Source organism: Stenotrophomonas sp. HMSC10F06, from assembly GCF_001807865.1.
Lineage (GTDB): Bacteria > Pseudomonadota > Gammaproteobacteria > Xanthomonadales > Xanthomonadaceae > Stenotrophomonas > Stenotrophomonas bentonitica_A.
The window spans coordinates 13,302-37,427 of record NZ_KV791263.1 but is presented as its reverse complement, the minus strand read 5'-3'; the positions used below and the strand labels follow the sequence as shown (position 1 = coordinate 37,427).

The window sequence follows — 24,126 nt, the reverse complement described above, 5'->3', positions numbered from 1 at the left end:
GCCGGCCGCTGGCCGGCTCTTCATGACGCTTGGGCGAAGACGCATTGGTATTCACGCGTTGCGTGGAGCCGGCCAGCGGCCGGCACTACCGGGTTGCTGATGCATCGCGGGAGCCGGCCAGCGGCCGGCACTACCGGGTTACTGATGCATCGCGGGAGCCGGCCAGCGGCCGGCACTACCGCTGTGTTCAATGGCCGCCGTCGAGGGCCTTCAGTTCGCTGACCAACGCGCTCGCCGCACCGGCGCCATCGCCGTACAGCATCCGGGCGTTGTCGGCATAGAACAGCGCATTCTCGATGCCGGCAAAGCCGGTGCCCTTGCCGCGCTTGATCACCACCACGTTGCGGGCGTTGACCACGTCCAGGATCGGCATGCCGTAGATCGGGCTGGCCGGATCCGTGCGCGCGACCGGGTTGACCACGTCGTTGGCGCCGATCACCAGCACCACGTCGGTGTTCGGGAACTCGGGGTTGATGTCGTCCATGTCGGCGATCAGGTCGTAGGGCACGCCCGCTTCGGCCAGCAACACGTTCATGTGCCCCGGCATGCGCCCGGCGACCGGGTGGATCGCGAACTTCACCTTGATGCCGCGATCGATCAACCGCTGCGCCAACTCCCACACCTTGTGCTGCGCCTGGGCCACGGCCATGCCGTAGCCGGGCACGATCACCACGCGCTCGGCGAAGGCCAGCATCGCGGCGACATCGCTGGCCTCGATCGGCTTCTGCGCGCCGCTGATTTCCTGCGCCACGCCGCCGCCCCCGAAATTGGAGAACAGCACGCCGCTGATCGGCCGGTTCATCGCCTTGGCCATCAACCGCGTCAGCAGAATGCCGGCCGCGCCGACCATCATGCCGGCGATGATCAGCGCCTCGTTGCCGAGCACATAGCCTTCGAACGCCACCGCCAGGCCGGTAAACGCGTTGTACAGCGAGATCACCACCGGCATGTCGGCGCCGCCGATCGGCAGCGTCATCAGCACGCCCAGTGCGAGTGCGACCACGAAGAAGCTGATGATCGCCACCGGGCTCAGCGTGACCGCCGCCCAGATGCCCAGCACCACCATCGCCAGCGCGACCAGCATGTTGAACACCTGCTGCCCGGGGAAGGTGACGCGCCGGTCGAGTCGACCGTCCAGCTTGGCCCAGGCGATGATCGAGCCGGACAGCGACACCGCACCGATCGCCGAACCGATCACGGCCAGCGCCAGCACCGTTGCCGACGGCTGGCGCGCGGCGAGGTCGGCCAGCGCCTGCTCGCTCCAATGGGTGGTATCGCGGTTGGTCAGGAACGAGAAGCGCAGCAGTTCGACCGCACCGATCGCCGCCGCCGAGCCACCGCCCATGCCGTTGTAGAGCGCCACCATCTGCGGCATGTCGGTGATCGCCACGCGCTTGGCCGACCACCAGGCCACGCCGGTGCCGATCGCCACCGCCGCCAGGATCAGCGGAATGTTGTGCAGCTCCGGCAGGAAGAACGTCGCCACCGTGGCGATCAGCATGCCCAGGCCGGCCCAGCGGATACCGCTGCGCGCGGTCATCGGCGAGGCCATGCGCTGCAGGCCAAGCAGGAACAGGGTCGCGGCGACCAGGTAGCTCACCTGGACCAGCCATTGCAGCAGCTGCGCGGTGGTCACGTTCAAGGCGCCTTCTCCCCGGCGTCGCGCTTGGCGCTGGGCTTGAACATGTCCAGCATGCGTTCGGTCACCACGTAGCCGCCGGCTGCGTTGCCGGCGCCCAGGACCACCGCGATGAACCCGATGATCTTCTCCAGCGGCGTCTGCGCGTGCCCCAGCACCACCATCGCGCCGATCAGCACGATGCCGTGGATGAAGTTGGACCCGGACATCAGGGGGGTATGCAGGATCACCGGCACCCGCGAAATGATCACGTGGCCGGCAATGGCGGCCAGCATGAAGATATACAACGCCACGAACCCGTCGCTCATTGCAGTCACTCTCCCAGGCGGTCATCCCGTCCCCTGCATCATAACCATGCGCTGAACCAATCGGGCAGGCCGGTCAACCGCGCCCGCCCTGGGGCGTTCTCACGGTATCCCCCTGCCGGAACGCTACCCTGTGCTGGTGAGCTCTCCCCTACCGTCGACGGATGCCGACCTGCCCGCCACGCCCGAGGTGGCGCTGCCGGTGTCGCTGGACGCCTTCCTGGCCGGCATCGGCCCGCGCGCGTTCCGCTTCGCCGAAGCGGGCCTGCGCCAGCGCGAGGACGCGCTGGATGCGGTGCAGGACAGCATGTTGAAGATGCTCGGCTATCGCGACAAACCCGCCGCCGAATGGGCGCCGTTGTTCTGGAGCATCCTGCGCCGCCGCGTGGTCGACCTGCAGCGCCGCCGTGGCTTCCGCCTGAAGTTCTGGCGCAGCAGCGACGAGGCCGGCAGCGACCACGACATCGACTGGGCCGACAGCGCCCCCGGTCCGGCTCAGGCCCATGAGCAGCGCGATCATTACGCACAACTGGTGCAGGCGCTGCGGGAGTTGCCTGCGCGCCAGCGCGAGGCCTTCACCCTGCGCGTGCTGCAGGACCTGGATGGCGCCACCACGGCCAAGGCCATGGGCTGCAGCGAAGGCGCGGTCAAAACCCATCTTTCGCGCGCCCGCCAGGCGCTGCAGCAGTCTCTGGAGATCGCCCTGTGAACCGCCCCCTGCCCCCTTCGATGCCTGACGATGCCGCCCTGCGGCAGCTGCATGCGCAGGCGCTGGATACGCTCTCGCCGACCACGCTGGCGCGGCTGCGTAGCGCGCGCCATGCGGCCTCACCGGCCAAGCGGCATGCACCGTCGTGGTGGATGGCGACGGCCTGTTCGGCGGTGGTCGCCCTCGCCTTGGGCTACAGTTTCCTCCTGGGCGAATCGAGTGCCCCGCCGGCACCGGTGATGGCGAGCGCCACCGATGACAGCAGCGATGTCCTCGACGAGAATCCCGATCTGTATGTGTGGCTGGGCAGTACCGACCTGGCAATGGAGTGATGATGAAACTGCGACTGTCCCTCGGGCTGGTATGGCTGACGCTGAGTGCGGCCGGCTGGGCACAGACCGCCCCGCTGCCGGACTGGGACACATTGAGCCCGCAGCAGCGTGAGGCGTTGATCGCGCCGGTGCGTGACCGCTGGAACGACGCCCCGGCGCCCCAGCGCGAACGCATGCTGCAGCACGGCCAGCGCTGGCTGGCCATGACCCCGGAGCAACGCGCGCAGGCGCAGCGGGGCCGCCACCGTTTCGAGAACATGACGCCGGAGCAACGCGAACAGGCGCGCGCACTGTTCGGTCAGATGCGCAGCATGAGCCCTGAGCAACGGCAGGCGCTGCGCGACCGCTGGGCGCGGATGACGCCGGACGAACGCAAGGCGTGGCTGAAGGCCAACCCCGCCCCTGCTGCGCCGTCCAAGCGCTGAAGCGCCGACGCACTGAAGCACTGAAGCAACGACCAACAACGGGGACGGGGGTAGTTATCAACTATCCCCGTCCCCGTTTTTTCAGGCGGCGACCCAGCGGGTTTTCGCGAGCAGTTCGTCGTCCCAGTCGAAGGTGACGGCGCCGTCTTTCAGGAACAGCGCGACGAAGTTGTAGACGTTGCGGGCGTACATCTCGCTGGCATGCACCGCGCCCTGGCTGGCCAGGTTGAGCGGGCCGTCGATGAGCACGCCGTCCAGATCCACCACCTCGCCCGGTTGGGTGGCTTCGCAGTTGCCGCCGGTTTCCGCGGCGAGATCGACGATCACGCTGCCCGGTTTCATGCCACGCGCCATCGCGGTGCTGACGATTTTCGGCGCGGGCCGGCCGGGCACCGCGGCGGTGCAGATCACGACGTCCACCGTGCGCAGGTGCTCGCCCAGGCGGCGCTGCTGCTCGGCACGTTCCTCATCGGTCAGCGGCCGCGCGTAACCACCTTCGCCGACCGCGCTCACGCCCAGGTCAAGGAATTTGCCGCCCAGCGATTCGATCTGCTCGCGGGTTTCCGGACGCACATCGAAGCCTTCCACCTGCGCGCCGAGACGGCGGGCGGTCGCGATGGCCTGCAGGCCGGCCACGCCGGCGCCGACCACCAGTACCTTCGACGGCCGGATCGTGCCCGCAGCGGTGGTCAGCATCGGGAAGAAGCGCGGCGCGCGCTGCGCCGCGATCAGGGTGGCTTTGTAGCCCGCCATGCCGGCCTGCGAACTGAGCACGTCCATGGACTGGGCCCGCGTGGTACGCGGCAAGCGCTCCAGCGGAAACGCATGCAGGCCGCGCGATTGGATCAGCCCGGCGCGCTCGGCATCGGCCTGCGCATGCAGCATGCCGATCAGGCTGGCGCCCGGTTTCAACCGGGCAAGGCGGTCATTGGCGGGTGGCTGCACGCACAGCACCAGGTCGGCCTGGGCCAGGCGGGTGTCATCGGCGGGCTGCGCGCCCACGTCCTGATACACCGCATCGGGGAAGCCCGACGCTACCCCGGCACCGGACTCGAATGCGACGCTCGCCCCCAGCGCGATCAATTTGCGCGCCGTTTCCGGCGTCATCGCCACGCGCCGTTCTCCCGGCGCATGTTCCTTTACCACCAACACCTCGACAGCCATGCCTGTCCCCGACGATCAGCGGATTGTGGGCTGATCGTAACCTGATCGTCAGGCCAGAGTGGCCCCGGGGTCAATGCACGGTGGCGTTCCTGGTATCCAGGCGATCGATCACGCCCTGCATGGCACTGTCGAAGGCCCCATCGTCGATATGCGCGCGCAGGCGACCCAGGCGCACCATCACCGCCAGTTCTTCCGGCGAGGCCACGCAGAACCGCACGCCGCGCCGGTTGACGAACAGCAGGCGCTGGGAAATCGGGCTCACCCAGGACAGCTTGCCGGCCTGGACCTTGCCGTCCTTGTCGACGAAATCCAGCCAGCTGCCGATCTCCAGGCCGCGGAAGCGGTCGGCATCGGCATTGTCGAAATCGCTGACATCCACCTTGCTGCCCAGCTCCACCGACGGCGATTCGTGGGCCGGTGGCGAGGGCAGCGCGACCTGCGGCAGTTCGGGCAGCGCGCGCTCAAGCTCCGGGCGCGATTCGGCGATGCCCTGCAGGGTGTCGTGCAGCGCGTCGATGGCACTGGTGGCTGCATCGGCGTGTACCCCCACGCTGGCGAACACCTTGCGCAGCGCGGGATGCCAGGCCTGCAGCCACGGCTTGCCGACGATATGGCGGCGGGCCTCGGCCACTTCCTCCAGCATGCCATCGGCCAGGCTCAGCGCCTCACCGACCGACGCCCCGTCTTCGCCTTCGCGCAGCACGGTCAGGGTCAGGTGGTGCTGCCAGGGCTGGCGCAGGAACTCGCCGATGGCCTGCGGCAACGTGGTATCGCCAATACGGCGGTCCAGTTCGGTAGTGGCGCGCTGGCGCGCCATCTCCAGCTTTTCCTGGCCGCGCTGGGTCTCGGCGGCCCGGCGCTCGGCGATCTCGATCCGGCGACGATGCTGCGTCAGGAACTCGCGGAATTCTTCTTCCAGGGTCAGGAAGATCGCCAGGTTCTCATTGAACTCGGCCACCAGCCGCTCGATGATTTCTTCGACCTTGCCCATCAGCACGCGCTCGGCCTGGCTCTCGCCGGTATTGCCTTCGCAGGCTTCGGCCAGCGAGTTGAGCAGCTTGCGCGCCGGGTGGGTCTTCTGCACGAACATGCGGCGATCGAGCATGGCGACCTTGACGAAGGGCACCACCAGCCGGCCGATCAGCTCGCGCGAGCGGCCTTCCAGGGCGCGCTCGTCGAGCATCACATCGAACAGCATGCCGACCAGATCGATCGCGTCCTCGTCCTGCGGGTCCAGCCGGGCCTGCGCGGGGTCGACCCCCAGCCGGGTCGCACCGGACAGCACTTCACTTTTCAGGCGCTGCGCCAGCGATTCGCCGTCTTCGCCGATCGCCGCACGCAGGGTCGCGCTAGGCGTGGCCTGCAGCAGCGACAGCACCGACATCATCTCGCGCTGGCTCAACGGGCGCTGCTGGCCCACCGCGACGCTGGCCGCCGAGGTGGCGTCCTCGCGCACATGGCGGGTCTGCTGCAGCAGTTCGTGCAGGGCATCAAGCAGCATGCCCTGGTTGCCGCCGAGGCTGTCACCGCCCTCGCCCGGCCCTTCGTACCCGGCCTGTCCGCCGCCCTGGAGGCGGCCCCGGCTCTCGGCCCAGCGGTCGGCGAAGCGACGCGCCCAGGCCGGTGCCTGGCTTTCTTCGCCCGCCGATCCCATGCCGGCCTCGGCCTGGAAGCCATCAAATGCATCGCGCTCGTCGCGCGGCGGCGGCGAGGGTGCACGCGGCGCCGGCCGGCGCGCGGCCATCTGCGGCATCACGCCCGCAGCGGCCAGTTGTTCATCCAGGTACTCGTAACGCTTGCCGATCGGCTGCTGCAGATCGCGCTCGCACAGCTTGATCAACACCAGGCGCACTTCCGGGGCCAGTTCACAGTCGGCAAAGGCCTCGTGGATGGCAACACCCAGATGCTCGGGACTGATCGGGTTGGTATCGGCCTGCAGCTCCAGCGCGCCGGCGATCAGGCCGAGGCGGCGGTCCAGCCGCGACAGCACCGGTTTGAAGTCACGCAGCAGCACGGTGGCGAAGTTGCGCACCGCCAAGCGGGATTCCAGGACATGCTCGGGCACCAGGCTCAGCCCGTCCTCGACCTGCCCGGCCAGGGTGGCCTCGGCCGACAGCGGTTCACCCCGCTCCAGCGCTTCCCAGGCCTGGGCCAGGTGGGTGCTGAAGCCGGCCACGATGTCGTCCCGGCGGCGGCGCAGCTCGCGCATGCCATCCAGGAACAGCAACTGCGACGCGCCGGCGTCACCGGCACGGTCGAACAACACATCGTCAAAGCGCGCCAGCACCGTCGAGAACGACTCGACCAGCCCTGGCAGCACGGCCTCGCGGGCCATCTTCAACAACGCCGGGTCACGGCCCGGGTGCCCCCCTACATTGGGCGTGGCGATCATGCGAAAAGGCTCCCCACCCTCGCAGGCACTGAGTACAACATGGATACAACGAACGCCGGCGCACCCCATGCGCCCACGCTCGGATGGTAGGCCGGCCGACCGATCAAAGACAGTGAAGCAGTCGACACTTTAAACCTCATCACCGGTGGCCCGGCAGGCTTTGTATCGTAAGCGCAGCAGGCCGTGGAAGCGAGTACAGCCACGTGAAGGAAGTCCGCTGATTAGGTGATGTTCATCACGTTTTGTCGCAAATTGCACCGAGATCGTCCGAGGCCGTGTCACAAACGGTCGCGACTATAATCGGGGCATCGTTAAGTCTGATTGAGAACCCATGTCCGTCCCCTCCGCCCTGCACGCCCTGGATGCACGCCGTTCGGTCCCCGCCAAGCAACTGGGTGAACCCGGCCCCGACCCGGCCACCCTGCTGCGGATGCTGACCTCGGCCGTGCGGGTGCCCGACCACGGCAAGCTGGTGCCTTACCGCTTCCTGCGGATCGCCGGCGATGCGCGTCACAGTCTGGGTGCGTTCCTGGCCGAGCGCGCCGTCCAGCGCGACCCCCAGGTCTCGCCGGCCCAGTTGGACAAGGATCGCCAGCGTTTCTCCCACGCCCCGCTGATCATCACCGTCATCGCCAGCCCGCGCCCGAGCCCCAAGGTGCCCGAGGCAGAGCAGCTGATGACCGCCGGCTGCGTCTGCTTTGCCTTGCTGCAGGCCGCCCAGGCGCTGGGCTTCGGGGCGCAGTGGCTGACCGCGTGGATGGCGTTCGACCCGGCCGTGCATGCCCGCCTGGGCTTGGCCGAGGGCGAGCAGATCGCCGGCTTCATCCATATCGGCACCCCGAAAACCGAGGTACCCGAGCGTGAGCGACCGGACCCGGCCGCGCTGCTGCAGGACTGGGAGGGCTGAGATGTCCGCCCTTCCCGCCGGCCCGGGCATGCCCCCGCCGCCGCTGCGTGCGCCGCTGTATCTGGTCGATGCCAGCCTGTATGTGTTCCGCGCGTGGCATTCGATGCCCGACGAATTCCAGGACCAGCAGGGCTGGCCGACCAATGCCGTGCACGGCTTCGCGCGCTTCCTGCTCGACCTGCTCGAACGCGAGCGCCCGGCCAACATCGCCATCGCCTTTGATGAAGCGTTGGACAGCTGTTTCCGCCACCGGATCTACGCTGCCTACAAAGCCAACCGCGATCCCGCGCCCGATGCGCTGCGCCGCCAGTTCGCGCACTGCAAGGCGCTGTGCACCGCGCTGGGCCTGGCGGTGCTGGCCCACCACGAATACGAGGCCGATGACCTGATCGGCAGCGCCCTGCACGCACGCCGCGACGCCGGCATGCGCGGGGTGATCATCTCCGCCGACAAGGATCTTTCGCAGCTGCTGTTCGAGCATGACGAACAGTGGGACTACGCACGCAACCAGCGCTGGGGCATGGCCGGGGTCAAGGCGCGCCACGGCGTGCATGCGCACCAGATCGCCGACTACCTGGCGCTGTGCGGCGATGCGGTCGACAACATCCCCGGCGTGACCGGCGTGGGTGCCAAGTCTGCCGCCGTGCTGCTGGCCCACTTCGGCAGCCTGGACGTGCTGTATGAGCGCCTGGATGAAGTGCCGTTCCTGCGCCTGCGCGGTGCCGCGCAGATGGCCGTACGCCTGCGCGAACAACGCGAGCATGCGCTGCTGTGGCGTCAGCTGACCACCATCGCGCTGGATGCGCCGCTGGAGGGCGCCGCTGCCGATTTCAGCCGGGGCGTGGCCGATGCACAGATGCTGCAGGGCCTGTGCGATGCGCTGCGTTTCGGCCCGTTGACCCGGCGCCGCCTGTTCGCCGCCGCCGGCCTGTCCGATTCCTCTTCCGTTGCCAGCGAGTTCGCATGAGCCCCGATACGCAAGCCCCCAAGGTCGTTTTTGAAGGCAAGTACCAGCGCATGGTCGTGCGCGGCACGTGGGAGTACAGCGAGCGTACCCACGCCGGTGGCCTGGCCGCGATCATCATTGCGGTCACCCCCGAAGACACCGTGCTGTTCGTCGAGCAGTTCCGCATACCGCTGCAGGCCAGGACCATCGAAATGCCCGCCGGCCTGGTCGGCGACATCGATGCCGGTGAATCCATCGAGGTCTCGGCGGTGCGCGAGCTGGAGGAAGAAACCGGCTGGACCGCCGACCACGCTGAAGTGCTGATGATCGGCCCGACCTCCTCCGGTGCCAGCAGCGAGAAGATCGCCTTCGTGCGTGCCACCGGCCTGCGCAAGGTCGGTGAAGGCGGCGGCGATGCCAGCGAAGACATCACCGTGCACGAGATTCCCCGCGCCCGCGCCGCGGCGTGGCTGGTCGAAAAGATGGGCCAGGGCTACGAGCTGGATGCCAAGCTGTGGGCCGGGCTGTGGATGATCGAACACCACCTGGACGGGACCCCGCGTGGCTGATTCGCTGTTCCATCCACATACCGGCGCATCACTGCTCGGGCCGGCCGACCCGGCCGCGTTTACCGTGCATCAGGCGCAGGGCCGTTCGTCCTTCGTGCTGATCGCCGACCACGCCGGCCAGCAGGTGCCGGCCGCATTGGACGATCTCGGCCTGCCGCAGGCCGAGCTGGACCGCCACATCGGCTGGGATATCGGCATCGCCGGGGTCACCGTGGAATTGGCACGGCTGCTGGATGCCTGGGCGATCACGCAGACATATTCGCGGCTGGTGATCGACTGCAACCGGCCGTTGGCTTCGCCCACGCTGATGCCGGCGGTCAGTGACCTTACCGTCGTTCCCGGCAATCAGCGCCTGACAGCGGCGCAGCGACAGCAGCGCATCGACGCGATCCACGCGCCCTACCATGCGCGCATCGATGCCGAGCTCGATACCCGCCACGCGCAGGCCCGGCCGACGGTGCTGGTGATGATGCACAGCTTCACCCCGGTGATGAATGACGCTGCGCGGCCTTGGCATGCCGGCGTGCTGTACCACCGCGACACGCGATTCGCGCTTCCCCTGCTGCAGGCGCTGCGCGATGAAGGCGACCTGGTGGTGGGCGACAACCAGCCCTACGCCGTCAGCAGCACCAGCGACTACGCCGTGCCGGTGCATGGCGAAGGCCGCGGGCTGGTGCACGTGGAGCTGGAGATCCGCCAGGACCTGATTGCCGATGCCGCTGGCCAGCAGGCGTGGGCACAGCGCCTGGCGCGGATCTTCACCGCCCTGCAGCCGCAACTGGACGCACTGCCGCCTGGGTAAGGCTTGGTGATCGATTCACCCTTCGCCCGCGCACACCGGCGTGGGCGCTGCACGGTCCTGCTGCGGCCGCAGCCACAGCGCCACGCCCACGCCCAGCAACGCGAACAGTGCCGCACCGTACTGCGCGTGGATCATGCCCTGCAGGGCCGCGTCGCTGCTGGCACCGGCGCTGCCACGACCGGCGTTGGCCACCATCACCAGCAGCGCCAGGCCCAGCGCACCGCCGATCTGCTGCGCGGTGGCGGCCATGCCCGAGGCCACGCCCTGCTGCGCGGCCGGCACGCCCTGCCCGGCCACGATCCACATCGAGGTCCAGGTGATGCCCTGGCCGAGGCTGAGCACCACGATGCCCGGCAGCAGCGCCCAGTAGGTCGCGCCATACGGCAACGCAACGGCGACCGCGGCGATGCCGATCGCACCGGCCAGCATGCCCACCGCCAGCACCTGGCGCGGCGAACGCTGCGCAAGCATGCGCTCGGCGATGCGGATGCCGAAGGTGCACACCAGGGTGGGTGGCAGAAACGCCAGGCCAGCCTGCAGCGCACTCCAGCCGTAGCCATCCTGGTAATACAGCGCCAGGAAGTAGTACTGCACGCCGTAGCTGCTCATGAACAGCATGGTCAGCAGCATCGCCGCACGCAGGCTGCGCAGGCGCAGCAGCGAGAACTGCATCAGCGGGTCGCGGCTGCGGCGTTCGATCTGCACGAAGGCGGCCAGCATCACCGCCGATACCACCAGACAGATCAGCGTGCGCGGCGCCAGCCAGCCCCACTCCGGGCCCTGCACCAGCGTGGTGACCAGCAGGCTGCCGCCGAGGGTCACCGTGACACAGCCGGCCAGATCGAACGAGCGGCCCGCCAGCGGCGCGGGATCGCGCGGCAGCCACCAGCCGCCCAGCAGCGCGCAGCCACCGGCGAAGGGGACGATCACCAGCAGTACCGAGGCCCACCCGAAGCTCTGGGTGAGCACGCCACCGAGCAGGGTGCCCAAGGCCAGGCCGCCCGCACTGGCCATCGACCAGATCGCCAGCGCGCGGTTGCGCGGCGCGCCTTCGGCGTAGATCGTGTTGATCAGCGCCAGCGTGGCCGGGAACAGCAGCGCCGCGCCGATGCCCTGGACCGCGCGGGCGGCGATCAGCAGCCACGCACTGTTGCTGAACCCACCCACCAGCGAGGCCAGCGCGAACAGCGCCATGCCGAGCCGATAGATACGGCGTCGGCCCAGCAGATCGGCCGCACGGCCGCCAAGCAGCAGGCAGCCGCCGAAGGCCACCGTATAGCCACTGACGATCCACTGCAGCTGCTGGGCATTGATCTGCAGCTGCGTGCCCATCTCGTGCAGGGCGACGAAGATGATCGTGGAATCCAGCGCGATGATCAGCTGGGCCATCGCCAGCAGAGCCAGGGCGAGGCGTGGAAATGCGGGCGCCGGCGCGCCAGCGGGAGACAGGGGGGAGGTCATGCCGACTCGGTACTGCGTAAGAGGGTGGGCAGTCTCATTGATGACGCTTCATAAATAAACCCGGATACTTCGATATCTGTCATGCATATCCGCATGAATCGGAGGACGTCATGGATCTCAACGCCGTGCGCATGCTGGTGCAGGTGGCAGAGGCGCGCAGTTTCACCCTCGCCGCCTGTCAGCTGGGGATCAGTCAATCCGGGTTGTCGCGCGCGATCGGGCGGCTGGAGAGCGCGCTTGGCGTGCGCCTGCTTCACCGCAACACCCGCAACGTCAGCCTGACCCCGGATGGCCGCCAGTTCGTCGAGCACTGCGCGCCGCTGCTGAGCGGGCTGGAGGATGCCGAGCGTCGGCTGGGTGATCGCCCCTCCACGCCGTCGGGCGTGCTGAAACTGACGGCGCCGTCGATGTTCGGGCGCAAGGTGCTGGTGCCGCTGGCCGGGCAGTTGATGGCGGCACACCCGCAACTGCAGTTCGAGCTGGTGCTCAACGACCGGCTGGTCGATCTGGTCGAGGAAGGCTTCGACGCCGCATTGCGCACCGGGCCGATCAGCGATGTGCGCATGGTGGCGCGCCCCCTGCGGCCGTTGAACTGGGTCACCGTCGCCTCCCCCGCCTACCTCGCGCAGCACGGGGAACCGGCCACCGTGGATGCGCTGCACGATCACGCCTGCCTGGCGGTGCGCAATCTGCGCAGCGGGCGGCTGGTGGATTGGCAGTTCCGCGAGGCCGATGGCCAGCTGCGCGAGTTCACCCCGCCGGCGCGGATGGTGTTCGACAGCGGCGACCCGCTGGTCGAGGGCGCCCTGGCCGGGATCGGCATCGTGCAGGTGATGGATTTCGCGGTGGCCGATGCACTCGCAGACGGCCGGCTGCAGCGGGTGCTGCAACCGTTCGAAGGCCGCAGCCGGGTGCTGTCGCTGGTCTACCCGCCCTCGCGGCAGGCCTCACCGAAGCTGCAGGTGTTGGCCGAAGCGTTGTTGGGCGGTGATTGGTAACCCGCCGCGTCACGACCAACGGTCGTGATCCACCGCGCGACGTCTGGGGGTGACCCGGTAGGTGCCGACCGTTGGTCGGCACTTCTCCATCAACCCGCGAAGCGATCGGTCGCACGCACCAGCGCGTCGACATTCTCCGCTTCAAACGCGGAATGACCCGAGGCGGGGCTGATCTCCAGCGTCGATTTCGGCCACGCCTTGTGCAGTTCCCACGCGCTCTGCAGCGGGCAGACCACGTCGTAGCGGCCGTGCACGATCACGCCCGGAATGTCGGCGATGCGGTGCGCGTCGCGCAGCAGCTGGTCTTCCACCTCGAAGAAACCGCCGTTGACGAAGTAGTGGTTCTCGATGCGGGCGAAGGCCAGCGCGAACTGCGGGTCCTGGTGGCTGTTCACGAAGTCGTCGTCCACGTGCAGGAAGCTGGTTGCGCCTTCCCACACGCTCCATGCCTTGGCTGCCGCCAGGCGGGCGGCTTCGTCATCGCTGGTCAGGCGGCGATGGAAGGCCGAGATCAGGTCGTGGCGCTCCACCGCCGGGATCGGCTTGAGGTAGTGCTCCCAGGCATCCGGGAACAGGCGGTTGGCGCCTTCCTGGTAGAACCATTCCAGCTCCCAGCGGCGCAGCATGAAGATGCCGCGCAGGACCAGTTCGGTCACGCGCTGCGGGTGGGTCTGGGCATAGGCCAGCGCCAGGGTCGAGCCCCAGCTGCCGCCGAACACCTGCCAGCGATCCACCTTGAGGTGCTCGCGCAGTGTTTCGATATCGGCGACCAGGTCCCAGGTGGTGTTGTCGACCAGGTCCGCATGCGGCGTGGAACGGCCGGCACCGCGCTGGTCGAACAGGATGATCCGGTACTTGGCCGGGTCGTGGAACTGGCGCATTTTTTCGCTGCAGCCGCCGCCCGGACCACCGTGCAGCATCACCACCGGTTTGCCGTCGGGATTGCCGCACTGCTCGAAATACAGCGTGTGGCGGTCATCGACCTTCAGGGTGCCGACGTCGTAAGGGGTGATGGCGGGATACAGCGTACGCATGACAGGAACTCCATGTGGAATGACAGTCGCCGCATCACGCTGCGCGGCGGCCCGGTGGACAGGTCATTCTAGCCCCGGGGTCGGCGCGGGGCCGGCACCCGGTCAGGCCGCCAGACAGCCCAGGCTCACGCGGTCGCGCTGCTCCAGGTCGCGCTCGGTGGCGACCGACTGGAAACCGGCCTGCTGCAACAACGCGCGGATCACCTCGCCCTGGTCCCAGCCGTGTTCGATCAGCAGCCAGCCGCCGGGAAGCAGGTGCGCTGCCGCACCGTCGATGATCAGGCGGATGTCGTCCAGCCCATCGGGGCCGGAGGCCAGCGCGGTGGCCGGTTCGAAACGCAGGTCGCCCTGCGCCAGGTGCGGGTCGTCGCTGGCGATGTACGGCGGGTTGGTGGCGATCAGCTCGACGCGCTCGCCCGCCAGGGGCGCGTACCACGCCCCCTGCCGGAAGCTGACATTGTCCAGTGCGTGGCGCTGCGCGTTGCGCGCTGCCACGGCCAGGGCCGCCTCACTGAGGTCGGTCGCGATCACCTGCGCCAACGGCCGCTCGCTGGCCAGGGCCAGCGCGATCGCGCCGCTGCCGGTGCCCAGATCCGCGACCCGCAGCGGGGTATCCGCGGGCAACCGCGCCAGCGCCAGCTCGACCAGCAGTTCGGTCTCCGGGCGCGGGATCAGGGTGGCCGGGCTGACCTCCAGGTCCAGGGTCCAGAAGCCGCGGCGGCCCAGCAGGTAGGCCACCGGTTCGCCGGCGAGGCGCTTGGCGAGCAGGGCCTCGAACGCGGCCACCTGCGCGGGGGCGACCGGATCGGTGGCGTGGGCGAACAACCAGCTGCGCTCACGCTCCAGCACCTGCAGCAGCAGCAGTTCGGCGTCGTGCCTGCCCTCCACACCGGGCAGGCGGGTGGCGGCATCGGCGAGCAGCTGGCGGACGTCTGGCGGGGCGGCAGTCATGGCGGATCGGAGCAACGTCGGGGCGCGCAGTGTAGTGCACCGGCAGCGGTCGGCCAGGCGTGCGCCAGGGGCCTTCGGCGGCAGCAACGCGATTGAAACTACGCATCGCCACTACATATATAGATTCGTAGCCGCTATCGAATTCCGTGGGAAAACCGGGCGTTCCGGCACTGAGGCGCCCCGCGCCGTTCAGGTTCCCACCGCGGCGCATATGCAGAAGCTATTGAAGCGATCACCCGCTACCGCCCGCTGATCATTGCGCTGCAACGTTTTTGACGGCCATGGCCATCACCATTCATCGCAGGATCAGACCCTTTTGATAGCCTATGACTATCGCATAGATGCAATCAATGGATTGTCCTTATGGGAACGAAGCCGCTAACCTGTGTTGGTCGCTTCACCCACCCCCTTCACCAAGAGGAACAACGATGTCGCTCATCAACACCCAGATCCAGCCGTTCGAAGCCAACGCCTACCAGAACGGCGAGTTCATCAAGGTCTCCGACAGCACCCTGAAGGGTCACTGGTCCGTGCTGATCTTCATGCCGGCCGCGTTCACCTTCAACTGCCCGACCGAGATTGAAGACGCCGCCGACCATTACGCCGAGTTCCAGAAGGCTGGCGCCGAGGTCTACATCGTCACCACCGACACGCACTTCTCGCACAAGGTGTGGCACGAAACCTCGCCGGCCGTCGGCAAGGCCCAGTTCCCGCTGGTCGGCGATCCGACCCACCAGCTGACCCGCGCCTTCGGCGTGCACATCGAAGAAGAAGGCCTGGCCCTGCGCGGCACCTTCATCATCAACCCGGAAGGCGTGATCAAAACCCTGGAGATCCACTCCAACGAGATCGCCCGTGACGTCTCCGAGACCCTGCGCAAGCTGAAGGCTGCCCAGTTCACCGCCGCCAACCCGAACCAGGTCTGCCCGGCCAAGTGGAAGGAAGGCGAGAAGACCCTGACCCCGTCGCTGGACCTGGTCGGCAAGATCTAAGCCGTATCCCATCCCCATCCCCGCCCGCCGGGGATGGGGGTGAACCCAAGCCGGTGCCCCACGCGCCGGTTTCGGTTCACCCCCATGTCGCGCAGATGCACCCGCGGGGTTCGTCGACGCTGTTCCCTTGCCTGAATCAAGGAGTTTTTCGATGTTGGATGCCAACCTCCAGTCCCAGCTGAAGACCTATCTGGAACGTGTCACCCGTCCGATCCAGATCACGGCGCACGTGGATGACGGCGCCAAGTCGCAGGAGATGCTCGAGCTGCTCAACACGCTGACCACGCTGTCGGCGCAGATCAGCCTGGACGTGCGTCGCGACAGCAGCGAGCGCACGCCCTCTTTCGCGCTGACCACGCCCGGCCAGGACATCCATCTGGTGTTCGCGGGCCTGCCGATGGGCCATGAGTTCACCTCGCTGGTGCTGGCCCTGCTGCAGGTTGGCGGCCACCCGTCCAAGGCCACGGCCGAGCTGATCGAGCAGGTGCGCAACCTGGAAGGCGAGTACCGCTTCGAAACCTACTTCTCGCTGTCCTGCCAGAACTGCCCGGACGTGGTGCAGGCATTGAACCTGGCGGCGGTGCTGAATCCGCGCATCCAGCACGTGGCGATCGATGGCGGCCTGTTCCCGGCCGAGGTGGAAGCGCGCCAGATCATGTCCGTACCGACCGTGTACCTCAACGGCGAAGTGTTCGACCAGGGCCGCATGACGCTGGAACAGATCGTGGCCAAGCTCGATACCGGCGCGGCCAAGCGCGATGCCGAAAAGCTCAGCACCAAGGCACCGTTCGACGTGCTGGTGGTGGGGGGTGGTCCGGCCGGCGCAGCGGCAGCGATCTACGCCGCACGCAAGGGCATCCGCACCGGCGTGGCCGCCGAACGCTTCGGTGGCCAGGTGCTGGACACCATGGCGATCGAGAACTTCATCTCGGTCAAGGAAACTGAAGGTCCAAAGCTGGCCGCCGCGCTGGAACAGCACGTGCGCGAGTACGAGGTGGACATCATGAACCTGCAGCGCGCCACCGCCCTGGTGCCCGCCGGCGATGATGGCCTGGTCGAAATCAAACTGGAAAACGGTGCATCGCTGAAATCGCGTTCGGTGATCCTTTCCACCGGTGCACGGTGGCGCCAGATGAACGTGCCCGGCGAAGATCAGTACCGCAACAAGGGCGTGGCGTACTGCCCGCATTGCGACGGTCCGTTGTTCAAGGGCAAGCGCGTGGCGGTGATCGGTGGCGGCAACTCCGGCGTGGAAGCAGCGATCGATCTGGCGGGCCTTGTGACGCATGTGACCCTTCTGGAATTTGATGACAAACTGCGCGCCGATGAAGTACTGCAGAAGAAGCTTCGCAGCCTGGGCAACGTCACCATCATCACCAGCGCCCTCACCCAGGAAGTGCTGGGCGATGGCCAGAAGGTGACGGGCCTGGTCTACCAGGACCGCGTCGGTGGCGATTCGCACCGGGTGGAACTGGAAGGCATCTTCGTGCAGATCGGTCTTCTGCCCAATACCGAATGGTTGAAGGACACGGTGGCGCTGTCACCGCGTGGCGAGATCCTGATCGACGACCGCGGCCAGACCAGCGTGCCGGGTGTCTTCGCCGCAGGCGATTGCACGACCGTTCCGTACAAGCAGATCGTCATCGCGATGGGCGCCGGTTCCACTGCGGCACTGAGCGCCTTTGATCACCTGATCCGCACCTCCGTTCCCAAGAGCAGCGGCGCTGTCGCCGAAGCTGCCTGAAACGTTTCGGTTCCCGGTTCGCCGGGAACCTTGTCTGTCTGCTGGGTAGCCACGCCATCACCCGGTCCATTGCCGCAAGAGGTCCAAGGAAATGAACCTACGTGATTTGAAGTATCTGGTGGCGCTGGCCGACCACCGCCATTTCGGCAAGGCGGCCGCCGCCTGCTTCGTCAGCCAGCCCACCCTGTCCACCCAGATCCGCAAGCTCGAGGATGAGCTGGGGTTGCCGTTGGTGGAACGTGCCCCGCGCAAGGTCATGCTCACCCCCGCCGGGGTGGAAGCGGCCGCGCGCGCGCGCACCATCGTGGCCGAGGTGGAGCAGATGAAGGAAGCCGCGCGGCGCAGCCGCGATCCCGAAGCCGGCACCGTCCGGCTCGGCATCTTCCCGACGCTGGGCCCGTATCTGCTGCCGCATGTGATCCCCAACATCCGCGAGCGTTTCCCGCAGCTGGAACTGCTGCTGGTCGAGGAAAAGAGCGATGAGCTGCTGACCCGGCTGCGCGAGGGCAAGCTCGATGCCGCCCTGCTGGCACTGCCGCTGGACGATGACCAGCTGCACGCCGAGTTCCTGTTCGAAGAGCCCTTCCTGCTGGCGGTTTCCCAGCAGCACCCGCTGGCCCGCCGCCAGCATCTGGACGTGCAGGAGCTGTCGTCGCAGAAGCTGCTGCTGCTCGAGGATGGACACTGCCTGCGCGACCAGGCGCTGGCCGTCTGCCGGTTGTTTGGCGCCAACGAGAAATCGGAGTTCCGCGCCACCAGCCTGGAGACGCTGCGGCAGATGGTGGCTGCCGATGTGGGCATCACCCTGCTGCCGACGCTGTCGGTCAAGCCCCCGGTGCCGCGCTCGGACAACATCCGCCTGCTGGACTTCAGCGGCGATGACCGCCCCAGCCGCCGCATCGCGATGGCCTGGCGCCGCAGTTCGGCGATGACCGGGTTCCTGGAACAGCTGGCCCAGCAGTTCAAACGGCTGCCGCAGGGCCTGCTCGCGCTGGAGTCCACCGACGTTCCGGGTGCCACGGCCACGCCGCTGCAACGCGCTGGCTGAGCCTGGCTGAACCGGCCGGCGGGGCCGATACGCCGGACGGGTCGCATCCGTCTACGATTGTCAGCACAATAGGACGAGGCGGTGCCAGCAGGCGCCGCCTTTTTGCATGGGTCTTCCACAAACGCAAGGAGCTACACCATGTCCACTTCCAGCGGACTGCCCCCTTCCATCATTGTTTCAAGCCACGACATGGACCGCCTGGACGCCATGCTCGAGTCTCCCGCTGTCAGCCAGACCCCCGCCGGGATCGCCCTGGCCGAAGAACTCAACCGGGCGACCGTTGTGGCGCCGGACCAGGTTCCCGAGGGCACCGTCATGATGCATTCGCGCGTGGAGTGCGAAGATGAGCTGCAGAACGAAAAACACGTTCTGACGCTGGTCTATCCGCGCGAGGCCGATGTTGAACAGGGCAAGGTATCGATCCTCGCACCGGTGGGCACCGCCCTGCTGGGCCTGTCGATCGGCCAGACCATGGACTGGGTGGCACCGGGCGGCCGCAAGCTGCGCCTGCGGGTGACCGCCGTCCACCACCAGCCCCACGCCTGACCCCGCCTGCTGCGTCGTCGCGCAGGTTCCACCGTTTCGTCCCAGGAGTTGCAATGAGCACCGTTTCGCTGTCCAAACTCTCCCAGCTGCGTGATCTGTCCGTGGTGGTTGCCGATACCGGCGATTACGAGGCGATCAAGCGCTTGAAGCCGGTCGACTGCACGACCAATCCCACCCTGGTGAAGAAAGCGCTGGACCTGCCGGTGTACGCCGATCTCATCGAGAGCGCGCTGGCCTGGGGCCGCGAGCAGGGTGGCGAGCGCGAGGCGGTTGTCCACGCGGTGGCCGATCGCCTGACCGTGGGCGTGGGCACCCTGCTCAGCACCCTGGTGCCGGGCCGGGTCTCGACCGAGGTCGATGCCGACCAGGCGCACGACACCGCAGCGACGGTCGCCAAGGCGCGCCAGTTCATCGCCATGTACGAGGCAGCCGGCGTGCCGCGCAGCAAGGTGCTGATCAAGATCGCAGCCACCTGGGCAGGCGTGGAAGCGGCACGTCAGCTGCAGGCCGAAGGGATCGACTGCAACCTGACGTTGATCTTCAATCCCACCCAGGCGCTGGCCTGCAGTGAGGCCGGTGCATTCCTGATTTCGCCGTTCGTGGGCCGCATCCTGGATTGGTATGTGGCCAACGGGCAGGCGCCGGCAAGCATCGATGAAGACCCGGGCGTGGTGTTCGTGCGCGGCGTGTATGCCGAGTTCAAGCGCCGTGGTTCGCCGACGGTGGTGATGGGTGCCTCGTTCCGTTCGACGGCGCAGATCGAGGCGCTGGCCGGCTGCGATCGCCTGACGATTTCGCCGGACCTGCTGGAGAAGCTGGACGCCGATCATGGCGAGCTGCCGCGCAAGCTGGTGGCCGGTGCGGCCGAGCCGGTGCAGGTGACGCCGATCGATGCGGCGCGCTTCGCGGCGGATCTGGCGGCCGACCCGATGGCGACGGAGAAGCTGGCAAGCGGTATCGATGCGTTCGCCAAGGATCTGGAGGCGTTGCGCCAGACGATCCGCGAGCGCCTGTAAGCGCTGGCGGTTGGCTCGCTATACAAAAGGCCCCGCACTGCGGGGCCTTTCGTTTTTGGCGCTTGCGGCAACCGCAACCGCAACCGCTCACTTTCGTCGGGGTTGGCCCGATGTGGGCGCGATTGCTGGACGCGCCGTCGACACATGGCGGGTGCGTCCGGGTGCGCAGTACAGCAGTGAACCCAAGGCCGTCTATTGGACCGGGTAGAGCCGACCGTTGGTCGGCTCCCACGTGATCAGGCACCCACACCGATCGGGCAACTGACGCCGGTGCCACCGATGCCGCAGTAGCCGTTCGGGTTCTTGGCGAGGTACTGCTGGTGGTAATCCTCGGCGTAGTAGTACTCGGGCGCCGGAAAAACGATATCGGTGGTGATCGCGCCGTAGCCGCTGTCGTTCAGGCGCTGCTGGTAGGCATCACGGCTGGCCAGGGCGGCGTCGAGCTGGGCCTGGGTAGTGGCGTGGAGCGCGGAGCGGTACTGGGTGCCGGTATCGTTGCCCTGGCGCATGCCCTGGGTGGGATCGTGACTTTCCCAGAAGACCTGAAGGAGGCGCTCGAGCGGGACGATGGCCGGGTCGTAGACGACCTCGACGATTTCGGTGTGCCCGGTAAGGCCGGAGCAGACTTCTTCGTAGGTGGGGTTAGGGGTGACGCCGCCGGCGTAGCCGACCGAGGTCGAGTAGACGCCGGGGATCGTCCAGAATTTGCGTTCAGCGCCCCAGAAGCAGCCCATGGCGAAGCGGATACGCTCCAGGCCGGTGAAGCTGTCTTTCAGCGGGTGGCTGTTGACGTAATGCTGGTTGTGCAGCAGTGGCAGCGGGTGCTCCCGGCCCGGCAACGCCTCTTCCGGGCGCGGCAGGCGCTGCTTGAAGGCGCCGATGCCCAACAGACCGTTTCCAATACCCAACATGGCGTTCTCCTAGGCCGGCAACAGGCCGGCGCTTTCGTCTCCATCGAACATGGGGGCGTCCGGGGCCGCGCCCAAGCCCAGCTGGGCGACGATGTCTTCGGCTTCGGGACGGGCCAGGTCGGGGACGCACACGCGCAGGACGCCGAACAACGGGAGTTCGCCCATGCCGCCCAGCAGGGATTCGCCGAAGACGAACGCGGGGATTCCCGCATCCTCCAGGGCGTGTTTGACCAGATGGGCGTCGAACAGGTTGTCGGCCTGGTAGATCACGTGCATGGGTGGGCTCCGGAGGGCATGGGCCCAGCATACGCCCGGGGGCTGAAGGCGTCCCGACCCGCGGCGGTCATCTTCCAGGCGCCGGCGGATCCGGTCGTGCCGGCCGCTGGCCGGCTCCCGATATCGCCGGCACTGTGCAGCGCCGGCCAGCGGCCGGCACGACCGAATCTTTGCCAGGCCATGAGGAGCCGGCCAGCGGCCGGCACTACCGAATGCGTCTGGAGGGGAGCCCCCTGAGTCAGGGGGCGGCGCCGAAGGCGCGGGGGGTCTGGGTGATGGTGAGATGGGGCCCGCGGTTTGCGCAGCAAAACGTGGGGCGACAGCGCGAATGCGGTGGCGCGTCCACGCGTGCCGACCAACGGTCGGCACCTACCCGTTTAGCCTGTCGCCTTGCGACAGGCTAAACTGTTGGTCTTTCTACCTTTTAACTGCGACCGCGCATCATGTCCGAGTCTACCGCCGCCACCACCGACGCCCTTCCGGAAACCCAGGAAAAACGGGATTTCATCCGTCAGATCGTCCGCGAGGACCTGGCCGGCGGCAAGCATGCCGCGATCAAGACGCGCTTCCCGCCCGAGCCCAACGGCTACCTGCACATCGGCCACGCCAAATCGATCTGCCTGAACTTCGGCATCGCCGGCGAGTTCAACGGCGTGTGCAACCTGCGCTTCGACGATACCAACCCGGCCAAGGAAGACCCGGAGTACGTGGCCGCGATCCAGGACGATGTGCGCTGGCTGGGCTTTGAGTGGAACGAGCTGCGCCATGCCTCGGATTATTTCGATGCGTACTATCTGGCTGCCGAAAAGCTGATCCGCGACGGCAAGGCCTACGTGTGCGACCTCTCGGCCGAGGAAGTGCGTGCCTACCGCGGCACCCTGACCGAACCGGGTCGCCCGTCGCCGTTCCGCGACCGCAGCGTCGAGGAAAACCTGGACCTGTTCCGCCGCATGCGCGCGGGCGAGTTCCCGGATGGTGCGCGCACCGTACGGGCCAAGATCGACATGGCCAGCGGCAACATCAACCTGCGCGACCCGGCCCTGTACCGGATCAAGCACGTTGAACACCAGAACACCGGCAATGCATGGCCGATCTACCCGATGTACGACTTCGCGCATGCACTGGGCGATTCCATCGAGGGCATCACCCACTCGCTGTGCACGCTGGAGTTCGAAGACCACCGCCCGCTGTACGACTGGTGCGTGGACAACGTCGATTTCGCCCACAACGACGCGCTGACCCAGCCGCTGGTCGATCGCGGCCTGCCGCGTGAGGCGGCCAAGCCGCGCCAGATCGAGTTCTCGCGTTTGAACATCAACTACACGGTGATGAGCAAGCGCAAGCTGATGGCGCTGGTCACCGAGCAGCTGGTGGATGGCTGGGAAGACCCGCGCATGCCTACCCTGCAGGGCCTGCGTCGCCGTGGCTATACCCCGGCGGCGATGCGCCTGTTCGCCGAGCGTGTGGGCATCAGCAAGCAGAATTCGCTGATCGATTTCAGCGTGCTCGAAGGCGCGCTGCGCGAAGACCTCGACAGCGCCGCCGCGCGCCGCATGGCGGTGGTCGATCCGGTCAAGCTGGTGCTGACCAACCTGCCCGATGGCCACGAAGAAACCCTGACCTTCTCCAACCATCCCAAGGATGAGGCCTTCGGTACCCGCGAGGTGCCGTTCGCCCGCGAGCTGTGGATCGAGCGCGAGGATTTCGCCGAGGTTCCGCCGAAGGGCTGGAAGCGTCTGGTGCCGGGTGGCGAAGTGCGCCTGCGCGGCGCCGGCATCATCCGCTGCGATGAGGTGATCAAGGACGCCGACGGCGCCATCACCGAACTGCGCGGCTGGCTGGATCCGGAATCGCGGCCGGGCATGGAAGGCGCCAACCGCAAGGTCAAGGGCACCATCCATTGGGTCAGCGCCGTGCATGCGGTGCCGGCCGAGATCCGCCTGTACGACCGTCTGTTCTCGGTGCCGAACCCGGACGACGAAACCGACGGCAAGACCTACCGCGATTACCTCAATCCGGACTCGCGCCGCACCGTCACCGGCTATGTCGAGCCGGCCGCAGCCAGCGCCGCGCCGGAACAGTCGTTCCAGTTCGAACGGACCGGCTACTTCGTGGCCGACCGCCGCGACCACACCGCCGCCAAGCCGGTGTTCAACCGCAGCGTGACCCTGCGCGATACCTGGTCGGCGTAAGCTGCACCCGGCCGGTGCCAGGCACCGGCCACCGCGTGACCCCGGCGCGACCCTGCATCGGCAGGGCCTGCGCTCCAGATTCCCTGCGACCGGCGCAGCCCTGCGCCGGCGTGCGCGTGGCTGCGTTCAGCGCGGGCACGCCATCCCCGGGCGCGGCCCGATACACTGCCGCTGCTCCATCTTTGAAGAGGTTCATGTCCCGATGCTGTACGCGCAAGTCCATCTCACCCTGCCCGCCTGGATCCACGACCAGATCGATCTGGGCCGTGTCTATCCCGAGGACGCCGACAAGGTCGCGCTGGCGATTGAACTGTCGCGCCTGAATGTCGAGGCACAGAGCGGCGGCCCGTTCGGCGCCGTGGTGTTTGGGCCGGATCATCGCGTGATCGCCGCCGGCGTGAACCGCGTGGTGCCGCATACGACCTCGCTGGCGCATGCCGAAAACATGGCCTACATGCTGGCCCAGCAGCGCCTGCAGACCCCGCGCCTGAACGATGTGCTGTCACCGATCACCCTGGCCACCTCCTCGCAGCCGTGCTGCCAGTGCTACGGCGCCACCATCTGGGCCGGCATCGATCGGCTGCTGATCGGTGCCAGCGCACAGGACGTGGAAGAACTGACCCCCTTCGATGAAGGCCCGCTGCCGGCGGACTGGATCGGCGAACTCAACAAGCGTGGCATCGAGGTCGTGCGCGACATCGAGCGCGACGCCGCGCGCGCGGTGCTGCGCCAGTACGGAGAGATCAACGGTGCCCATTACTGATATC

24 protein-coding genes are annotated in these 24,126 nt (G+C 67.5%); 15 read left to right on the top strand and 9 right to left on the bottom strand.

Annotated features, from left to right (window positions below):
- Nucleotides 1-187: 187 nt before the first annotated feature.
- Both HMPREF3113_RS06370 and HMPREF3113_RS06365 read right to left on the bottom strand, forming a co-directional pair.
- Complete coding sequence (locus HMPREF3113_RS06370) at nucleotides 188-1,642, bottom strand: NAD(P)(+) transhydrogenase (Re/Si-specific) subunit beta (protein WP_070471493.1); 1,455 nt, start codon at nucleotides 1,640-1,642, stop codon at nucleotides 188-190.
- A complete protein-coding gene (locus tag HMPREF3113_RS06365; RefSeq protein ID WP_019182396.1) occupies nucleotides 1,639-1,947 on the bottom strand; it encodes an NAD(P) transhydrogenase subunit alpha part 2 in 309 nt (102 codons plus the stop codon). Before HMPREF3113_RS06365 ends, HMPREF3113_RS06370 begins: the two co-directional genes overlap by 4 nt.
- A gap of 130 nt (nucleotides 1,948-2,077) precedes the next feature.
- Here HMPREF3113_RS06365 and HMPREF3113_RS06360 point away from each other — a divergent pair, with 130 nt between their 5' ends.
- The 3 genes from HMPREF3113_RS06360 to HMPREF3113_RS06350 are packed head-to-tail and all read left to right on the top strand — an operon-like array spanning nucleotide 2,078 to nucleotide 3,410.
- A complete protein-coding gene (locus HMPREF3113_RS06360) occupies nucleotides 2,078-2,653 on the top strand; it encodes an RNA polymerase sigma factor (protein ID WP_070471492.1) in 576 nt (191 codons plus the stop codon).
- 20 nt (nucleotides 2,654-2,673) lie between these two features.
- Complete coding sequence (locus HMPREF3113_RS06355) at nucleotides 2,674-2,985, top strand: hypothetical protein (RefSeq protein ID WP_070471491.1); 312 nt, start codon at nucleotides 2,674-2,676, stop codon at nucleotides 2,983-2,985.
- A complete protein-coding gene (locus tag HMPREF3113_RS06350) occupies nucleotides 2,985-3,410 on the top strand; it encodes a DUF3106 domain-containing protein (protein WP_070471490.1) in 426 nt (141 codons plus the stop codon). Before HMPREF3113_RS06355 ends, HMPREF3113_RS06350 begins: the two co-directional genes overlap by 1 nt.
- A gap of 81 nt (nucleotides 3,411-3,491) precedes the next feature.
- Here HMPREF3113_RS06350 and HMPREF3113_RS06345 read toward each other — a convergent pair whose 3' ends face one another.
- Nucleotides 3,492-4,574, bottom strand: a complete 1,083-nt coding sequence (locus tag HMPREF3113_RS06345; protein ID WP_070471489.1) for an NAD(P) transhydrogenase subunit alpha — start codon at nucleotides 4,572-4,574, stop codon at nucleotides 3,492-3,494.
- Nucleotides 4,575-4,644: 70 nt separating this feature from the next.
- A complete protein-coding gene (locus tag HMPREF3113_RS06340; RefSeq protein WP_070471488.1) occupies nucleotides 4,645-6,966 on the bottom strand; it encodes a DUF1631 domain-containing protein in 2,322 nt (773 codons plus the stop codon).
- A gap of 331 nt (nucleotides 6,967-7,297) precedes the next feature.
- Between HMPREF3113_RS06340 and HMPREF3113_RS06335 the strand changes: the two genes are divergently transcribed.
- The 4 genes from HMPREF3113_RS06335 to HMPREF3113_RS06320 are packed head-to-tail and all read left to right on the top strand — an operon-like array spanning nucleotide 7,298 to nucleotide 10,190.
- The gene (locus HMPREF3113_RS06335) at nucleotides 7,298-7,873 is read left to right on the top strand and encodes a nitroreductase family protein (RefSeq protein ID WP_070426669.1); all 576 of its coding nucleotides are present in this window, start codon (nucleotides 7,298-7,300) and stop codon (nucleotides 7,871-7,873) included.
- A gap of 1 nt (nucleotide 7,874) precedes the next feature.
- Entirely contained in the window at nucleotides 7,875-8,840 is a 966-nt protein-coding gene (locus HMPREF3113_RS06330; RefSeq protein WP_237393507.1) for a 5'-3' exonuclease, read from the top strand.
- Nucleotides 8,837-9,388 carry an NUDIX hydrolase gene (locus HMPREF3113_RS06325; RefSeq protein ID WP_019182404.1) on the top strand — a complete coding sequence of 184 codons (552 nt, stop codon included), beginning with the start codon at nucleotides 8,837-8,839 and terminating at the stop codon, nucleotides 9,386-9,388. Before HMPREF3113_RS06330 ends, HMPREF3113_RS06325 begins: the two co-directional genes overlap by 4 nt.
- Nucleotides 9,381-10,190, top strand: a complete 810-nt coding sequence (locus tag HMPREF3113_RS06320; protein ID WP_070471487.1) for an N-formylglutamate amidohydrolase — start codon at nucleotides 9,381-9,383, stop codon at nucleotides 10,188-10,190. Before HMPREF3113_RS06325 ends, HMPREF3113_RS06320 begins: the two co-directional genes overlap by 8 nt.
- Before the next feature lie 15 nt (nucleotides 10,191-10,205).
- On the opposite strand, the gene HMPREF3113_RS06315 is transcribed toward HMPREF3113_RS06320, so the two are convergent.
- Entirely contained in the window at nucleotides 10,206-11,651 is a 1,446-nt protein-coding gene (locus HMPREF3113_RS06315; protein WP_046271988.1) for an MFS transporter, read from the bottom strand.
- Between the two features lie 110 nt (nucleotides 11,652-11,761).
- Here HMPREF3113_RS06315 and HMPREF3113_RS06310 point away from each other — a divergent pair, with 110 nt between their 5' ends.
- Nucleotides 11,762-12,649 carry a LysR family transcriptional regulator gene (locus tag HMPREF3113_RS06310; protein ID WP_070471486.1) on the top strand — a complete coding sequence of 296 codons (888 nt, stop codon included), beginning with the start codon at nucleotides 11,762-11,764 and terminating at the stop codon, nucleotides 12,647-12,649.
- 89 nt (nucleotides 12,650-12,738) lie between these two features.
- Here HMPREF3113_RS06310 and pip read toward each other — a convergent pair whose 3' ends face one another.
- Nucleotides 12,739-13,683, bottom strand: a complete 945-nt coding sequence (gene pip, locus HMPREF3113_RS06305) for a prolyl aminopeptidase (protein WP_070471485.1) — start codon at nucleotides 13,681-13,683, stop codon at nucleotides 12,739-12,741.
- 102 nt (nucleotides 13,684-13,785) lie between these two features.
- Complete coding sequence (gene prmC / locus HMPREF3113_RS06300) at nucleotides 13,786-14,634, bottom strand: peptide chain release factor N(5)-glutamine methyltransferase (protein ID WP_019182409.1); 849 nt, start codon at nucleotides 14,632-14,634, stop codon at nucleotides 13,786-13,788.
- A 428-nt stretch (nucleotides 14,635-15,062) separates the two neighbouring features.
- Here prmC and ahpC point away from each other — a divergent pair, with 428 nt between their 5' ends.
- The 5 genes from ahpC to HMPREF3113_RS06275 all read left to right on the top strand — a co-directional run bounded on the left by ahpC (nucleotide 15,063) and on the right by HMPREF3113_RS06275 (nucleotide 19,980).
- A complete protein-coding gene (gene ahpC / locus HMPREF3113_RS06295) occupies nucleotides 15,063-15,626 on the top strand; it encodes an alkyl hydroperoxide reductase subunit C (protein ID WP_019182410.1) in 564 nt (187 codons plus the stop codon).
- A 151-nt stretch (nucleotides 15,627-15,777) separates the two neighbouring features.
- Nucleotides 15,778-17,370 (top strand): alkyl hydroperoxide reductase subunit F, encoded by a 1,593-nt coding sequence (ahpF, locus tag HMPREF3113_RS06290; protein WP_070471484.1) that lies wholly within the window; start codon nucleotides 15,778-15,780, stop codon nucleotides 17,368-17,370.
- 91 nt (nucleotides 17,371-17,461) lie between these two features.
- Nucleotides 17,462-18,418 (top strand): DNA-binding transcriptional regulator OxyR, encoded by a 957-nt coding sequence (oxyR, locus tag HMPREF3113_RS06285; protein ID WP_019182412.1) that lies wholly within the window; start codon nucleotides 17,462-17,464, stop codon nucleotides 18,416-18,418.
- Between the two features lie 138 nt (nucleotides 18,419-18,556).
- Nucleotides 18,557-18,964 (top strand): nucleoside diphosphate kinase regulator, encoded by a 408-nt coding sequence (rnk, locus tag HMPREF3113_RS06280; protein WP_019182413.1) that lies wholly within the window; start codon nucleotides 18,557-18,559, stop codon nucleotides 18,962-18,964.
- A 53-nt stretch (nucleotides 18,965-19,017) separates the two neighbouring features.
- Nucleotides 19,018-19,980 carry a transaldolase gene (locus HMPREF3113_RS06275; RefSeq protein WP_046271992.1) on the top strand — a complete coding sequence of 321 codons (963 nt, stop codon included), beginning with the start codon at nucleotides 19,018-19,020 and terminating at the stop codon, nucleotides 19,978-19,980.
- 236 nt (nucleotides 19,981-20,216) lie between these two features.
- On the opposite strand, the gene msrA is transcribed toward HMPREF3113_RS06275, so the two are convergent.
- Together msrA and HMPREF3113_RS06265 are read right to left on the bottom strand one after the other, a co-directional pair.
- Nucleotides 20,217-20,870: a peptide-methionine (S)-S-oxide reductase MsrA gene (msrA, locus tag HMPREF3113_RS06270; RefSeq protein WP_026069653.1), complete on the bottom strand. Its 654-nt coding sequence runs from the start codon at nucleotides 20,868-20,870 to the stop codon at nucleotides 20,217-20,219.
- Between the two features lie 30 nt (nucleotides 20,871-20,900).
- A complete protein-coding gene (locus tag HMPREF3113_RS06265; protein WP_070471483.1) occupies nucleotides 20,901-21,167 on the bottom strand; it encodes a putative signal transducing protein in 267 nt (88 codons plus the stop codon).
- 443 nt (nucleotides 21,168-21,610) lie between these two features.
- Between HMPREF3113_RS06265 and HMPREF3113_RS06260 the strand changes: the two genes are divergently transcribed.
- On the top strand, nucleotides 21,611-23,359 hold the full coding sequence (locus HMPREF3113_RS06260) for a glutamine--tRNA ligase/YqeY domain fusion protein (protein WP_070471482.1): 1,749 nt from the start codon (nucleotides 21,611-21,613) through the stop codon (nucleotides 23,357-23,359).
- A 202-nt stretch (nucleotides 23,360-23,561) separates the two neighbouring features.
- Nucleotides 23,562-24,122: a nucleoside deaminase gene (locus HMPREF3113_RS06255; RefSeq protein WP_019182418.1), complete on the top strand. Its 561-nt coding sequence runs from the start codon at nucleotides 23,562-23,564 to the stop codon at nucleotides 24,120-24,122.
- Nucleotides 24,123-24,126 lie beyond the last annotated feature (4 nt).

What these genes read in the sequence shown, in the direction of transcription:
- HMPREF3113_RS06345 (WP_070471489.1), bottom strand. Translation starts at nt 4,574, where the DNA reads ATGGCTGTCGAGGTGTTGGTGGTAAAGGAACATGCGCCGGGAGAACGG.
- HMPREF3113_RS06350 (WP_070471490.1), top strand. Translation starts at nt 2,985, where the DNA reads ATGATGAAACTGCGACTGTCCCTCGGGCTGGTATGGCTGACGCTGAGT.
- HMPREF3113_RS06275 (WP_046271992.1), top strand. Translation starts at nt 19,018, where the DNA reads ATGAGCACCGTTTCGCTGTCCAAACTCTCCCAGCTGCGTGATCTGTCC.
- HMPREF3113_RS06365 (WP_019182396.1), bottom strand. Translation starts at nt 1,947, where the DNA reads ATGAGCGACGGGTTCGTGGCGTTGTATATCTTCATGCTGGCCGCCATT.
- HMPREF3113_RS06310 (WP_070471486.1), top strand. Translation starts at nt 11,762, where the DNA reads ATGGATCTCAACGCCGTGCGCATGCTGGTGCAGGTGGCAGAGGCGCGC.
- HMPREF3113_RS06315 (WP_046271988.1), bottom strand. Translation starts at nt 11,651, where the DNA reads ATGACCTCCCCCCTGTCTCCCGCTGGCGCGCCGGCGCCCGCATTTCCA.
- HMPREF3113_RS06340 (WP_070471488.1), bottom strand. Translation starts at nt 6,966, where the DNA reads ATGATCGCCACGCCCAATGTAGGGGGGCACCCGGGCCGTGACCCGGCG.
- HMPREF3113_RS06335 (WP_070426669.1), top strand. Translation starts at nt 7,298, where the DNA reads ATGTCCGTCCCCTCCGCCCTGCACGCCCTGGATGCACGCCGTTCGGTC.
- HMPREF3113_RS06260 (WP_070471482.1), top strand. Translation starts at nt 21,611, where the DNA reads ATGTCCGAGTCTACCGCCGCCACCACCGACGCCCTTCCGGAAACCCAG.
- HMPREF3113_RS06255 (WP_019182418.1), top strand. Translation starts at nt 23,562, where the DNA reads ATGCTGTACGCGCAAGTCCATCTCACCCTGCCCGCCTGGATCCACGAC.
- HMPREF3113_RS06330 (WP_237393507.1), top strand. Translation starts at nt 7,875, where the DNA reads ATGTCCGCCCTTCCCGCCGGCCCGGGCATGCCCCCGCCGCCGCTGCGT.
- HMPREF3113_RS06265 (WP_070471483.1), bottom strand. Translation starts at nt 21,167, where the DNA reads ATGCACGTGATCTACCAGGCCGACAACCTGTTCGACGCCCATCTGGTC.
- ahpC (WP_019182410.1), top strand. Translation starts at nt 15,063, where the DNA reads ATGTCGCTCATCAACACCCAGATCCAGCCGTTCGAAGCCAACGCCTAC.
- HMPREF3113_RS06355 (WP_070471491.1), top strand. Translation starts at nt 2,674, where the DNA reads ATGCCTGACGATGCCGCCCTGCGGCAGCTGCATGCGCAGGCGCTGGAT.
- pip (WP_070471485.1), bottom strand. Translation starts at nt 13,683, where the DNA reads ATGCGTACGCTGTATCCCGCCATCACCCCTTACGACGTCGGCACCCTG.
- ahpF (WP_070471484.1), top strand. Translation starts at nt 15,778, where the DNA reads ATGTTGGATGCCAACCTCCAGTCCCAGCTGAAGACCTATCTGGAACGT.
- HMPREF3113_RS06325 (WP_019182404.1), top strand. Translation starts at nt 8,837, where the DNA reads ATGAGCCCCGATACGCAAGCCCCCAAGGTCGTTTTTGAAGGCAAGTAC.
- rnk (WP_019182413.1), top strand. Translation starts at nt 18,557, where the DNA reads ATGTCCACTTCCAGCGGACTGCCCCCTTCCATCATTGTTTCAAGCCAC.
- prmC (WP_019182409.1), bottom strand. Translation starts at nt 14,634, where the DNA reads ATGACTGCCGCCCCGCCAGACGTCCGCCAGCTGCTCGCCGATGCCGCC.
- oxyR (WP_019182412.1), top strand. Translation starts at nt 17,462, where the DNA reads ATGAACCTACGTGATTTGAAGTATCTGGTGGCGCTGGCCGACCACCGC.